The 12,474-nt window shown below is 66.6% G+C and carries 12 protein-coding genes; 8 read left to right on the forward strand and 4 right to left on the reverse strand.

All coding sequences use genetic code 11. The annotated features are described in order from the left end of the window. Positions 1–25: 25 nt before the first annotated feature. Entirely contained in the window at positions 26–928 is a 903-nt protein-coding gene (locus tag QZ853_RS13710; RefSeq protein ID WP_295574207.1) for a LysR family transcriptional regulator, read from the reverse strand. 109 nt (positions 929–1,037) lie between these two features. On the opposite strand from QZ853_RS13710, the gene QZ853_RS13715 reads away from it, so the two are divergent. From QZ853_RS13715 to acnB, 8 genes are all read left to right on the forward strand, one after another. Further along, positions 1,038–2,159, forward strand: coding sequence for a 4-oxalomesaconate tautomerase (locus tag QZ853_RS13715; RefSeq protein WP_295574323.1), 1,122 nt, complete (start codon positions 1,038–1,040; stop codon positions 2,157–2,159). 76 nt (positions 2,160–2,235) lie between these two features. Then, positions 2,236–3,297, forward strand: coding sequence for an ABC transporter substrate-binding protein (locus QZ853_RS13720; RefSeq protein WP_295574210.1), 1,062 nt, complete (start codon positions 2,236–2,238; stop codon positions 3,295–3,297). 14 nt (positions 3,298–3,311) lie between these two features. Next, a complete protein-coding gene (locus QZ853_RS13725; protein ID WP_249844102.1) occupies positions 3,312–4,145 on the forward strand; it encodes an ABC transporter ATP-binding protein in 834 nt (277 codons plus the stop codon). Further along, the gene (locus tag QZ853_RS13730; RefSeq protein WP_295574214.1) at positions 4,129–4,905 is read left to right on the forward strand and encodes an ABC transporter permease; all 777 of its coding nucleotides are present in this window, start codon (positions 4,129–4,131) and stop codon (positions 4,903–4,905) included. The genes QZ853_RS13725 and QZ853_RS13730 overlap by 17 nt, the downstream gene beginning before the upstream one ends. A 134-nt stretch (positions 4,906–5,039) precedes the next feature. After that, complete coding sequence (locus QZ853_RS13735; protein ID WP_295574217.1) at positions 5,040–6,464, forward strand: porin; 1,425 nt, start codon at positions 5,040–5,042, stop codon at positions 6,462–6,464. Positions 6,465–6,529: 65 nt separating this feature from the next. Further along, a complete protein-coding gene (locus tag QZ853_RS13740; RefSeq protein WP_008268694.1) occupies positions 6,530–6,754 on the forward strand; it encodes an AbrB/MazE/SpoVT family DNA-binding domain-containing protein in 225 nt (74 codons plus the stop codon). Positions 6,755–6,760: 6 nt separating this feature from the next. Then, positions 6,761–7,159, forward strand: a complete 399-nt coding sequence (locus QZ853_RS13745) for a type II toxin-antitoxin system VapC family toxin (protein WP_010482492.1) — start codon at positions 6,761–6,763, stop codon at positions 7,157–7,159. Positions 7,160–7,202: 43 nt separating this feature from the next. Beyond that, entirely contained in the window at positions 7,203–9,794 is a 2,592-nt protein-coding gene (gene acnB, locus QZ853_RS13750) for a bifunctional aconitate hydratase 2/2-methylisocitrate dehydratase (RefSeq protein WP_295574224.1), read from the forward strand. Positions 9,795–9,927: 133 nt separating this feature from the next. On the opposite strand, the gene QZ853_RS13755 is transcribed toward acnB, so the two are convergent. The 3 genes from QZ853_RS13755 to QZ853_RS13765 are packed head-to-tail and all read right to left on the reverse strand — an operon-like array spanning position 9,928 to position 12,460. Then, entirely contained in the window at positions 9,928–11,001 is a 1,074-nt protein-coding gene (locus QZ853_RS13755) for a chemotaxis response regulator protein-glutamate methylesterase (RefSeq protein WP_295574226.1), read from the reverse strand. Next, the gene (gene cheD / locus QZ853_RS13760) at positions 10,998–11,594 is read right to left on the reverse strand and encodes a chemoreceptor glutamine deamidase CheD (RefSeq protein WP_295574231.1); all 597 of its coding nucleotides are present in this window, start codon (positions 11,592–11,594) and stop codon (positions 10,998–11,000) included. The genes QZ853_RS13755 and cheD overlap by 4 nt, the downstream gene beginning before the upstream one ends. After that, on the reverse strand, positions 11,591–12,460 hold the full coding sequence (locus QZ853_RS13765; RefSeq protein ID WP_099554771.1) for a CheR family methyltransferase: 870 nt from the start codon (positions 12,458–12,460) through the stop codon (positions 11,591–11,593). The genes cheD and QZ853_RS13765 overlap by 4 nt, the downstream gene beginning before the upstream one ends. Positions 12,461–12,474: the final 14 nt, after the last annotated feature.

The following is a 12,474-nucleotide window of genomic DNA, read 5'->3' on the forward strand; positions in this document are numbered from 1 at the left end:
TACAGGGCTGTATGTAGTGCTGATGTCACGGTTCGCCGCGCCACTGGCTCATCAGCATCTGCAGGAAACGTTCGGCGGTGGGCGAGAGCAGGGCACCGCGACGGCGCACGATGCCGATGGTGCGCGAAACCACCGGGTTGCCGATCGGACGGGTCACCAGGATCGGGTGGTCGCCATCAGGGGTGGCCATCTTCGGCAGCACCGACACGCCGATTCCGGCTTCGACCATGCCCAGCGAAGTGGACAGGTGGGTCACCTCGTAATGCCAGCTGAGCTTGAGGTTCTCGCGCGCCAGTGCGCCGTCCAGCAGGGTGCGGTTGCCGCTGGTGCGATGCACGGTGATCAGCTGGTGCTGGGCCAGATCGGCCCATTCCACCTTGCGCTTGCGGGCCAGCGGATGGTCGCGGCGGCACGCAAGCACGAACGGATCTTCAGCCAGGACGTCGAAATCCAGGTTGGGATCGTTGGCCCCCATGAAGTTGATGCCGAATTCCACTTCACCGCGTTCCACCGCCTGCAGGCCTTCGGTGGCCGGAATATCGAGGATGCGGAAGCGCACGTTGGAGTGTGCTTCGTGGAAGCGCGCCATGACGCTGGGCAGAAAGTAGAACGCGGCCGTCGGCAGGCAGGCGATGGTCACCGTGGCGCCGCGGGTGTCTTCGCGGCCGCGCAGTGAGAACAGCGAGCCATCGAATTCTTCCAGCATGCGTCGCACCAGTGGCAGCAGGTTCTCACCGACGGCAGTGGTGCTGACGCTGCGCGTGGTGCGCTCCAGCAGGGGCGAGCCGACAGCCTGCTCCAGCTTCTGGATGCGGCGGCTGAGGGCGGGCTGGGAGACGTGCAGGCTTTCTGCGGCCCGATGGAAGCTGCGCGTTTCCGCCACGAGAAGGAAAGCGCGGAGGTCGAGGATTTCGCAATTGATGCTCATTGGGTATCAATCATCAAAAAATCAGCAATTCACAGATCAATCGGCGTCATGCCAGTATCGAATCACAGAGGGGGTATTCATCCCCTATACGCATCAATCTAGCACACGTATGGCCAACGATCTGCTCAGCATTCCCTGTGTCCTCATGCGCGGCGGTACCTCCAAAGGCCCCTTCTTCCTGGCATCCGACCTGCCGGCGGACATCGCCCAGCGCGATCGGCTGCTGCTGGAAGTGATGGGCTCGGGCCACCCGCTGCAGATCGACGGTATTGGCGGCGGCAACGCCCTGACCAGCAAGGTGGCGATCATCGACCGGTCCAGTCGCGACGACGCCGACGTGGACTACCTGTTCGCCCAGGTGCGGGTAGAGCAGCAGGTGGTGGACACCTCGCCCAACTGCGGCAACATGCTGGCCGCAGTCGCCCCGTATGCCATCGAACGCGGCCTGGTACAGGCGCAGGACCCGCAGACGCGGGTGCGCATCTTCAACGTCAACACCGGCAAGCTGATCGTGGCGACGGTGGAAACGCCGGGCGGCGAGGTGGTCTACCGCGGCGATACGCGGATTGCCGGCGCGCCGGGCTCGGCCTCGCCGGTGCGGCTGTCGTTCCTGGACGCGGCCGGTGCCCGCACCGGCAAGCTGCTGCCCAGTGGCCACGCGCAGGACACCATCGATGGCGTGGCGGTGAGCCTGATCGACTGCGCCATGCCGATGATGCTGGTGCGCGCCGAGGACCTGGGGGTGCGCGGCGATGCGTCGCCGGCCGAACTGAATGCGGATGGGGTCCTGCTCGCACGGCTGGAGGCAATGCGCATTGAAGCTGGTGCGCGGATGGGGATCGCCGATGCCGGCAACAAGGTGATTCCCAAGCCAGTGCTGCTTTCTGCGCCGCAGCACGGCGGCCATCTGCAGGTGCGCTATTTCATGCCGCAGCAGTGCCATACGGCGCTGGCCATCACCGGTGCGGTTGGCCTGGCCACCGCCGCAGTCACTCCAGGCACGCTGGCCAACACTTTCGTCGGATGCCTGGGCCTGCCCGGGAGCATTACTCTCGAACATCCGAGCGGGGCGCTGGACGTGAGCCTGAGCCGCAGCTCGGACGATGCGCCGGTGGTTGCCAGCGTGGTCCGTACCGCCCGCCGCCTGTTCGAAGGCCGCGTGTTCGCGACCTCGCCCGCAACCCCCGAGATCTGTTCCACCCAAGCCCGCCAATGGACTTCAGCGGCATGACCTGAAACCGGTCGGGCCCGCGCAGCCGCGCGCGGTCGGCCACCACAACGTAGATGCTTCACTCCTGGGAGGGATGATGTACAAGCAGATGTTCATGGCCGCACTGTGCGCGGCAGGCCTGGCCATGGCCGGGTGCAGTAACAAGGGGGCCCAAGCACAGGGCACCGCCGGCGGCAGTGCCGACACCGCGCCGGTGCGGATCAGCGTGGGGTCCTACAACCTCAACAATCTGCCGTTCTTCATTGCCGATGCCAAGGGCTATTTCAAGGAGGTCGGTCTTGACGTGAAGACCGAGAACTTCGCCCAGGGCGGTTCCAAGGTGCTGCAGGCGCTGGTGGCCAATTCCACCGATGTGGCAGTGGGCTTCTATGACCACACCATCCAGATGCAGGCCAAGCACAAGGACGTGGTGGGTTTCGTGTTGCTGTCGCGCAACTCCGGCCTGGTGATGGCCGGGCGCGATGACGCGACGTTCGACCCGGCACGCCCGGCCACCATCAAGGGACAGAAGGTCGGCATCACGGCGCCGGGCTCGTCGTCGGATTTCTTCGTGCGCCATTTCCTGGCCCAGCATGACATTCCGGTGGACAGCATTTCGCTGATCGGCGTCGGCTCGGGCGCGGCGGCTGTCGCGGCGCTGGAACAGGGCAAGATCGACCTGCTGGTCAACTACGACCCGGCCGCCACCCTGATCACCGAGCGCAAGGTTGGGAAGATCATCATCGATGCACGTAGTGACGAGGGCGCACGTCAGGTCTACGGTGGCCTGTATCCGACCTCGGTGATGTATGCCAACCGCAGCTTCCTGGAGCAGCGTCCGGAAGCGGCCGAGAAGATCGCCCGTGCCGAGCAGATGGCCCTGAAGTTCATCGCCGACAACAGTGCCGAGGACATCGTCGCCGCGTTGCCGGACAGCTATGTCTCCGGCGACCGCGCCACCTATGCGCGTGCCGTGGAAAACGCACGCGCGATCTTCACCACCGACGGCCACTTCACCGCGGCCGATCTGGAGACGCCGCTGAAGGTGTTGCGCGAGTTCAACAAGGATGTCGCCAACGCTGACATCGACCTGTCCAGGACCTACACCAATGCCTTCGTCGAGCGTGCCCACGCTGCGACGCCGGCTGCCCAACGTTAAGCGGAGGTAACCCCATGGCCCTCAACGCCACCGTGCGCCAACTCAACGGCGCGCCGCAGCTGGAGCCTGCACAGACCATGGTTGCCATCAACAAGGTGACCATGTCCTTCGGCGAATTCACCGCCGTGCGCGATGTCGACATCCAGGTGGGCGACGGCGAATTCCTCGCGATCGTCGGCCCCACCGGCTGCGGCAAAAGCACCATTCTCAATTCCGTGGCAGGGCTGCTCAAGCCCTCGTCCGGTGACGTGGCCATCGATGGCCGCACGGTCAACGGCGTGCAGGAGTCGGTTGGCTACCTGTTCCAGCAGGATGCGCTGCTGCCGTGGAAGACCGCCTACCAGAACGTCGAGCTGGGGCTGCGTTTCCGTGGCGTGCCCGAGGCCGAGCGCAAGGCCAAGGCCAACGCGTGGCTGGCCAAGGTCGGCCTTGCCGGCTTCGAGCACCGCTATCCGCACCAGCTGTCCGGTGGCCAGCGCAAGCGCGTACAGATGGCGCAGGCGCTGATCGTCGAGCCGAAGGTGATCCTGATGGACGAGCCGTTCTCGGCGTTGGACATCCATACCCGCCACCTGATGCAGAACGAGCTGCTGCGCCTGTGGCAGGAGGATCGCCGCTCGGTGATCCTGATTACCCACGACCTGGAGGAAGCCATCGCCCTGGGTGACCGCGTGGTGGTGCTGTCTTCCGGCCCGGCCAGCCGGGTCGTGCGCAGCTTCGATGTGGACCTGGAACGCCCCCGCAACGTAGCCGAGATCAAGCTCGACGAACGTTTCACCGACCTGTACCGCGACATCTGGGCCTGCCTGCGCGGCGAAGTGGAGAAGAGCTATGCACGCCAAGACTGACCGTTTCATCCAGATCGCACTGGTCATCGCCGTATTCGGCGGCTGGGAGGGCGGCATCGCGCTGGGCTGGATCGACCCGTTCTTCTTCCCTGCGCCCACCGCCATCGCCCAGCAGGCGTGGAACTGGTTGTCGGATACCTCGTTCTACCAGCACGTGTACATCACCCTGACCGAAACCGCGCTGGGCTACCTCATCGGTACGGGGTTGGGCGTTGCAGGCGGTGTGTGGCTCGGCCTGAGCCGGCGCTCGGCGCGCATCCTCGATCCTTTCATCAAGGGCTTCAATGCGATCCCGCGCGTAGTGTTGGCTCCGATCTTCGTGCTCTGGCTGGGCCTGGGTCTGTGGTCGAAGGTGGCGCTGGCGGTGACCCTGGTGTTCTTCACAACGTTCTTCAACGCCATGCAGGGCGTGCGCGAAGTGAACCCGGTGGTGCTGGCCAATGCGCGCATCCTCGGTGCGGGCCGCAGTGACCTGCTGCGCCACGTGTACTTCCCCGCGGCCGCCAGCTGGATCCTGTCCTCGCTGCGTACCTCGGTGGGCTTTGCCGTGGTCGGCGCCATCATTGGCGAATACCTGGGTGCCTCGGCAGGCCTGGGCTACCTGATCGCGCAGGCCGAGGGCAATTTCAATGCCGTGGGCGTGTTTGCCGGCATCATCATCCTGGCCGCCTTCGTGCTGGTCATTGATGCCCTGCTCGACCTGGTCGAGAACAAGCTGATCACCTGGCGCCCCAACGCCCAGGCACAGGCCACCAGCTGACCGCGCTGCGCTGAGCCCGCATGCCACGCCGCCGGGCCGATCCGGCGGCGCGCGCTGCCTCCCCCGATCTTCCCCCGCACCACCGCAACAGGCCAGCGCCAGGCCAGGGGGCCGGCTGGCCGGAGAGAGAATCCATGAACACGCACACCGTGCTGCCCCGCGCAGCGCTGTCGGTCGCGCTCGGCCTGCTGTTGGCCAACGGCCATGCCGGGGCACAGTCCGCCCCGGCCCCGTTGAGCCAAGCCGAACTTTCGGCGCTGGTGCAGCAGCAGGCGCTGCAGATCCAGCAGCTTGAAGCCCGTCTGCGCGCCGTCGAGGGCGGGCAGGGAGCCGCCGCTGCCCCGCTTGCGGCAGCGGCGCCTGCGCTTGAGACCCGGGTGGCCGCGCTGGAGTCGAGCCAGTCCAAGTCGCCCAAGGTGTCCTGGACAAAGGGCGCGCCGGAATTCAGCAGCGCCGATGGCAAGGTGGCCTTCCGCCCGCGCGGCCGCCTGTTCGTCGATGGCTCCAGTACCGACGGCTCGTCGGTGGCCGACCGCAACATCTCCGGTACCGAGATCCGCTCGGTACGCCTTGGGGCCGAGGGCCGCTACGGCATCCTCGGCTGGGTGGTCGAGGGCGACTTCGCCGACAACGCGGTGGCCTGGAAATCGGTCTACGCGACTGTGGACCACCGCCTGTTCGGGCTGCCCGCCGACCTGACCGTGGGCAACCGGCTGAACGACCGTGGCATCGACGGCTCCAGCAGCACGTCCAACACCCCGTTCCAGGACCGCAATGTGGTCGGCACGCTGATGCTGCCGCAGCGCGGCCTGTTCGGCGTCGGCCTGACCGAGCGTGTGTATGGCAAGGGCTGGCATGCCAGCGTGTCGGTGGCGGGCAACGACCTGAACAACGCTGGCACCGACAACGACAGCCAGACCTGGGCCACGCGCGTGCACTGGAATCCGGTGGCGAGCAAAGCGGCCACCGTGCACCTCGGCGCGTGGGCATTCCACGAGGAGATCGCCGCCGGCGCCAGCGGCGTGCTGCGCAGCTCGGCCATCGCCGGGCACTTCAACGATCTGGTGAAGATCGCCCCGGGCACGCTGGTGGGCGCCGAGCGCAGCACGGCCTATGGGCTGGAAGCGGCCGGGTTCTTCGGCCCGGCGTGGGCCACCGGCGAATGGGGCACGCGCAACCTGCGCGGGGTCGACGCCAGCGGCCGCTATGACCTGGACCACCAGGCCTGGGCGGTTTCCGCTGGCTGGTTCCTGGCGGGCGCGCTACCGGCGTACTCCGGCAAGGCGGGCACCTGGGGCAAGGTGAAGGTGTCCGATCCGGTGACCGACGGAGGCGCCGGTGCCTGGGAGCTGAAGGCGCGGTATGAGGACGTGGATTACGCCGAGCTGCCCAGCGGCGGAACCGGCCATGCCTGGACGGTGGGTATGAACTGGTACCTGAACGACTACAGTCGCGTCATGTTTGAAGCGATCCGCTGGCAGACCCGAAACCGCAGCGGCAGCGGGCAGGGCTGGGACGAAGGCACGACCTTCAATACCCGCCTGCAGGTGGCGTTCTAGGTACATGGCTGGCGGTATGGACCCTTCGGTATGTATAATTCGTGCATACCGAAGAGGGCCTACCCATGGAAGCCACTGTTGCAGAACGCGGACAGATCACCCTGCCCAAGGCGGTGCGTGATGCCCTCGGCCTGACCAAGGGCACGCTGCTGAAGGTCGAGCTGGACGGCAGCCGGATCATTCTGCGCAAGAGCGTTGACGATGCCATTTCGCGGGCGCGCGGCAAGTTCGCGCTGGACGGTTTCGAATCGTCCGACGCGGCCGTGCGTTCGGTACGCGACGAGGACTGATCGGTGATGATCGCCGTCGATTCGCCGGTGCTGGTCGAACTGCTCAGCAATGGCCCGCAGGCCGATGCGGTGGAAGCCATCCTGCGCCAGAGCTTGGTCGGCGGCCGCGTGGTCGTTTGCGGCGCGACCCTGGCAGAAGTGTGCGCCTCGCTGCGCGGCGGCGCCGAGGTGCTTGAAGCGCTGGAAGAAATGGGCGTGCACTTCAACCCGATGGAGGCCAAGTCGGCGCTGCGCGCCGGCGAGATGCACCGCCGCCACCGCCAGCGCAGCGGCAGCCGCCGCAGCCTGGACGAATTCATGGTCGGCGCCCACGCACTGCTGCAGTGCGATGGCCTGATCACTTGGAACGATACGTTTTACCGCGACTACTTCAAGGGCCTGAAGCTGATCGTGCCGCACGCCTGAGCCCACTTTGTTATTTCAACCTACGCATTACCCGGGAGTTGTCATGTTGGAAGCCTACCGCCACCACGTCGCCGAGCGCGCTGCGCTTGGCATCCCGCCGCTGCCGCTGAGCGCGCAGCAGACGGCCGATGTCATCGAACTGCTGAAGAACCCGCCGCAGGGCGAGGCCGAGTTCCTGCTCGACCTGCTGACCCACCGCGTGCCGGCCGGCGTCGATGACGCAGCCAAGGTCAAGGCGTCGTACCTGGCCGCGATCGCGCTGGGCAGCGAGCAGAATCCGCTGATCAGCCGCGAGCGCGCCACTGAGCTGCTGGGCACCATGCTCGGCGGTTACAACGTGGCCCCGCTGGTGCAGCTGCTGGACGACGCCAGCGTCGGCACCATCGCCGCCAACGGCCTGAAGAAGACCCTGCTGGTGTTCGATGCGTTCCACGATGTGCAGGAAAAGGCCAAGGCCGGCAACGCCAATGCCCAGGCTGTGCTGCAGAGCTGGGCCGACGCCGAGTGGTTCACCAGCAACCCGGAAGTGCCGCAGAGCCTGACCGTTACCGTGTTCAAGGTGCCGGGCGAGACCAACACCGACGACCTGTCGCCGGCACCGGACGCAACCACCCGCCCGGACATCCCGATGCACGCTCTGGCGATGCTGAAGAACAAGCGTGACGACGCGCCGTTCACCCCGGAAGAAGATGGCAAGCGCGGCCCGATCCAGCAGATTCTCGACCTGAAGGACAAGGGCCACCTCGTTGCCTACGTCGGCGACGTGGTCGGCACCGGTTCCTCGCGCAAGTCGGCCACCAACAGCGTGCTGTGGTGGACCGGCGATGACATTCCGTTCATCCCGAACAAGCGCGCCGGCGGCGTCTGCCTGGGCGGCAAGATCGCCCCGATCTTCTACAACACCATGGAAGATGCCGGCGCCCTGCCGATCGAGCTGGACGTGTCGAAGATGGAGCACGGCGACGTGGTCGAGCTGCGTCCGTACGACGGCAAGGCACTGAAGAACGGCGAAGTGATCGCCGAGTTCGAAGTTAAGAGCGAAGTGCTGTTCGACGAAGTGCGTGCCGGTGGCCGCATTCCGCTGATCATCGGCCGCGGCCTGACCGGCAAGGCGCGTGAAGCGCTGGGCCTGGCCCCGACCGACCTGTTCCGCCTGCCGGTGCAGCCGGCCGACACCGGCAAGGGCTTCTCGCTGGCGCAGAAGATGGTCGGCCGCGCCTGTGGCCTGCCGGAAGGCCAGGGCATGCGCCCGGGCACCTACTGCGAACCGAAGATGACCTCGGTCGGCTCGCAGGACACCACCGGCCCGATGACCCGCGACGAGCTGAAGGACCTGGCCTGCCTGGGCTTCTCGGCCGACCTGGTGATGCAGTCGTTCTGCCACACCGCGGCGTACCCGAAGCCGGTGGACGTCAAGACCCACCACACCCTGCCGGAGTTCATCTCGACCCGTGGCGGCGTCTCGCTGCGTCCGGGCGACGGCGTGATCCACAGCTGGCTCAACCGCATGCTGCTGCCGGACACCGTCGGTACCGGTGGTGACTCGCACACCCGTTTCCCGGTGGGCATTTCGTTCCCGGCCGGTTCGGGCCTGGTCGCCTTCGCTGCGGCCACCGGCGTCATGCCGCTGGACATGCCGGAATCGGTGCTGGTGCGCTTCAAGGGCCAGATGCAGCCGGGCGTGACCCTGCGTGACCTGGTCAACGCGATCCCGCTGTACGCCATCAAGTCGGGCCTGCTGACCGTGGCCAAGGCCGGCAAGAAGAACATCTTCTCCGGCCGCATCCTGGAAATCGAAGGCCTGCCGGAGCTGAAGGTCGAACAAGCGTTCGAACTGTCCGACGCCTCGGCCGAGCGTTCGGCGGCCGGTTGCACGGTGCGCCTGAACAAGGAACCGATCATCGAGTACCTGACCAGCAACATCACGCTGCTGAAGTGGATGATCGCCGAGGGTTACCAGGACCCGCGTTCGCTGCAGCGCCGTATCGAAAAGATGGAAGCGTGGCTGGCCAACCCGGAGCTGCTGGAACCGGATGCCGACGCCGAATACGCCGCCGTGATCGAGATCGACCTGGCCGACATCCATGAGCCGATCGTGGCCTGCCCGAACGACCCGGACGACGTGAAGACCCTGTCCGAAGTCGCCGGCGCCAAGATCGACGAAGTGTTCATCGGTTCGTGCATGACCAACATCGGTCACTTCCGTGCCGCTGCCAAGCTGCTGGAAGGCAAGCGCGACCTGCCGACCCGCCTGTGGGTGGCCCCGCCGACCAAGATGGATGCTTCGGAGCTGACCAAGGAAGGCGTGTACGGCACCTTCGGCGCCACCGGCGCACGCATGGAAATGCCGGGCTGCTCGCTGTGCATGGGCAACCAGGCGCAGATCCGCGAAGGCTCCACCGCGATGTCGACCTCGACCCGCAACTTCCCGAACCGTCTGGGCCGCAACACCAACGTGTACCTGGGTTCGGCCGAGCTGGCCGCGATCTGCTCGCGTCTGGGCCGCATCCCGACCAAGGAAGAGTACATGGCCGATGTGGGCGTGATCGCCCAGAGCGGTGCGGAGATCTACCGCTACATGAACTTCGACCAGATCGAGGAATACCAGGACGTGGCCAAGACGGTTGCTGCCTGATGCGGTAAGTGAAAACCCCCGGCTTTCGCCGGGGGTTTTTGTTTGCCGGGTGAACTGGTTGCGTGATGCGCGACGAGTGGAGCGTGGCTCGACGCTACAAAGGCATCGACGCGTGGCGTGGATCCACTTCGTGTCAGCTGCGGGCAAGGGCGAGCAGGCGTTCGGCGATGCGCTCCAGCGGGACCTGTTCTTCGGCTGCGCCCAGCTTGAACGCTGCTCCCGGCATTCCCCAGACCACGCTGGTGGCTTCGTCCTGTACCAGCGTGGGGGCGCCGGCCTGGCGCATTTCCAGCAGGCCGCGCGCGCCGTCGTCGCCCATGCCGGTGAGGATGGCGCCGATCGCATTGCCACCGGCGCTCTGCGCGACCGAACGGAACAACACGTCCACCGCTGGCTTGTGCCGGTTCACTGCCGGGCCATCGTCGACGCGGCAGCGCCAGCGCGCACCATCGCGGATGATGCGCAGGTGCTTGCCGCCCGGTGGCAGGTAGGCGTGGCCGGGCAGCACCGCTTCGCCGTCGCTGGCCTCGCGCACGGCCATCGCCGAGTGGCGGTCCAGGCGTTCGGCGAACGCGCTGCTGAAGCTGGCCGGCAGGTGCTGGGTCATCACCACCGCAGGCGCATCGGCGGGCAGGCCTTCCAGCACCACGCGCAGGGCTTCGGTGCCACCGGCGGACGAGCCGATCGCGATCAGACGGTCGGTGGTGCGGAACTGCGGCGCGGCCGGGCGCAGCGCGGGAGCTGCGTCCAGCAGGAGCTTCGGTGCGGCGGCCCGCACCAGCGGGCGTACCCGCGAGCGCGCCGCCATCTTCACCTTGGCGATGATCTCGTCGGCGTAGCCCTGCAGGCCACGCGCCACATCGAGCTTGGGCTTGGACACGAAATCCACTGCGCCCAACGCCAGCGCCTGCAGGGTGGTGTCGGCGCCACGTTCGGTCAGCGAAGAAATCATCACCACCGGCAGGGGATGCAGGCGCATCAGGTTTTCGAGGAATGCCAGTCCATCCATGCGCGGCATTTCCACGTCCAGCGTGATCACATCCGGGGCCAGGCGCTTGATCTTCTCGCGCGCCAGCAACGGGTCGGCGGCGGTGCCGACCACATCAATGGACGGATCGCTGGACAGAATCTCGGTAAGCATCTGGCGCACGACGGCGGAGTCGTCGACGATCAGGACCCGGCAGGGGGCGTTGCCGGTCAGGGTCATTCGAACAGCTCCACGCCACCGGTGACCGGGGCCTTGGACAGGCGTGCACGCACCGCCGACTCGGTGGCGGCGACTTCGGCTTCGTGCGCATGCGGCAGGCGTTGCACGACCACGCGGCCGGTATCGGCGAAGAACCAGATCTTGCGCGGATGGATGCCGCACAGGTCCTCGGCGACGATCGGGATGTGCTCGGCCTGCAGGTATTGGCGCACGAATTCGGCGTTGCGGGTGCCGACCGGGTTGCTGGTGAAGCCCTTGAGCACGTTGGCACCGCCGAACACCTTGGCCTCGATGCGCTTGCGGTGCGCGCCGCGCTTGAGCATGTCGTTGATCAGCAGTTCCATCGCATAGCTGCCGTAGCGCGCGGGCGCGCCGTCGCCGGCGTTGCCTTCCGGCAGCAGGAAGTGGTTCATGCCGCCGATCTTCAGCACCGGGTCGCGCAGGCAGGCCGCCACGCACGAACCCAGGGTGGTGGTCAGCGCGGTGGTGTCATCGACCACCAGGTACTGGGTCGGCAGCAGTTTGGCGGCGATGGTCTTGAAGCGCGCGTCCTGGTAGCGCATCACATCGTCGGTACGCAGGGCGGCGTTCATGCGCCTGCCTTTGCCGCACGGCGGTATAGGGTGCGCCCGCAGGGCTGGATCAGGTCGGCCGCGTGCAGGTAGTTCTCCGAGTGGCCGGTGTAGAGCAGGCCGTCATCGGCCAGATGCTGCACCAGGCGGCCGAGGATGGCGCGCTGGGTTGGCTTGTCGAAATAGATCATCACGTTGCGGCAGAACAGGGCATCGAAGGGGCCGCCGACGTCGTAGCGAGGGGCGAGCAGGTTCAGCGGGCGGAACTCGATCAGCTCGCGCAGCGCCGGCAGCACGCGGCACTGGCCTTCGTTGGGGCCGCTGCCGCGCTGGAAATAGCGGCGGCGCAGGTCGGGGTCGAGGTTGGCGACGCGATCGATGTTGTAGACGCCGCGGCCAGCGGTGGCCAGCACCTGGGTATCGACGTCGGTGGCGACGATGCGCACCGGCGGTTTCAGCGTGCCGAACGCCTCGCAGGCGGTAATTGCCATCGAGTAGGGCTCTTCGCCGGTGGAGGCGGCGCACGACCACAACAGCAGCGGCGTGCGGCTCGAGCGCTGCTGCAGCTCTTCGCGCAGCTTGTCGAAGTGGTGCGGCTCGCGGAAGAACGAGGTCAGGTTGGTGGTCAGTGCGTTGGTGAACGCCTGCCACTCATCGCCGTCTTCCTGTTCCAGATGGTCCAGGTACTGCTGGAAGCTGCGCATGCCCAGCGTGCGCAGGCGGCGCGACAGGCGGCCATACACCATGTCGCGCTTTGCCGGCGCCAGGGCGATGCCTACGCGCTGATAGATCAGGTCGCAGACGCGGCGGAAATCACGGTCGGCGAACTCGAATTCGCGCGGGCCGGTGACGATGGGAGTAGGACTTTGCACTGGGGACGTGTCCATCGGCGAGGGCGGTG

The sequence above is a fragment of the uncultured Stenotrophomonas sp. genome (assembly GCF_913778665.1).
GTDB lineage: Bacteria > Pseudomonadota > Gammaproteobacteria > Xanthomonadales > Xanthomonadaceae > Stenotrophomonas.

Excerpts from the sequence above, each read along its gene's own strand:
- QZ853_RS13765 (WP_099554771.1), bottom strand. The coding sequence starts at position 12,460 with ATGGACACGTCCCCAGTGCAAAGTCCTACTCCCATCGTCACCGGCCCG.
- QZ853_RS13745 (WP_010482492.1), top strand. The coding sequence starts at position 6,761 with ATGATCGCCGTCGATTCGCCGGTGCTGGTCGAACTGCTCAGCAATGGC.
- QZ853_RS13725 (WP_249844102.1), top strand. The coding sequence starts at position 3,312 with ATGGCCCTCAACGCCACCGTGCGCCAACTCAACGGCGCGCCGCAGCTG.
- cheD (WP_295574231.1), bottom strand. The coding sequence starts at position 11,594 with ATGAACGCCGCCCTGCGTACCGACGATGTGATGCGCTACCAGGACGCG.
- QZ853_RS13710 (WP_295574207.1), bottom strand. The coding sequence starts at position 928 with ATGAGCATCAATTGCGAAATCCTCGACCTCCGCGCTTTCCTTCTCGTG.
- acnB (WP_295574224.1), top strand. The coding sequence starts at position 7,203 with ATGTTGGAAGCCTACCGCCACCACGTCGCCGAGCGCGCTGCGCTTGGC.
- QZ853_RS13730 (WP_295574214.1), top strand. The coding sequence starts at position 4,129 with ATGCACGCCAAGACTGACCGTTTCATCCAGATCGCACTGGTCATCGCC.
- QZ853_RS13755 (WP_295574226.1), bottom strand. The coding sequence starts at position 11,001 with ATGACCCTGACCGGCAACGCCCCCTGCCGGGTCCTGATCGTCGACGAC.
- QZ853_RS13735 (WP_295574217.1), top strand. The coding sequence starts at position 5,040 with ATGAACACGCACACCGTGCTGCCCCGCGCAGCGCTGTCGGTCGCGCTC.
- QZ853_RS13740 (WP_008268694.1), top strand. The coding sequence starts at position 6,530 with ATGGAAGCCACTGTTGCAGAACGCGGACAGATCACCCTGCCCAAGGCG.
- QZ853_RS13720 (WP_295574210.1), top strand. The coding sequence starts at position 2,236 with ATGTACAAGCAGATGTTCATGGCCGCACTGTGCGCGGCAGGCCTGGCC.
- QZ853_RS13715 (WP_295574323.1), top strand. The coding sequence starts at position 1,038 with ATGGCCAACGATCTGCTCAGCATTCCCTGTGTCCTCATGCGCGGCGGT.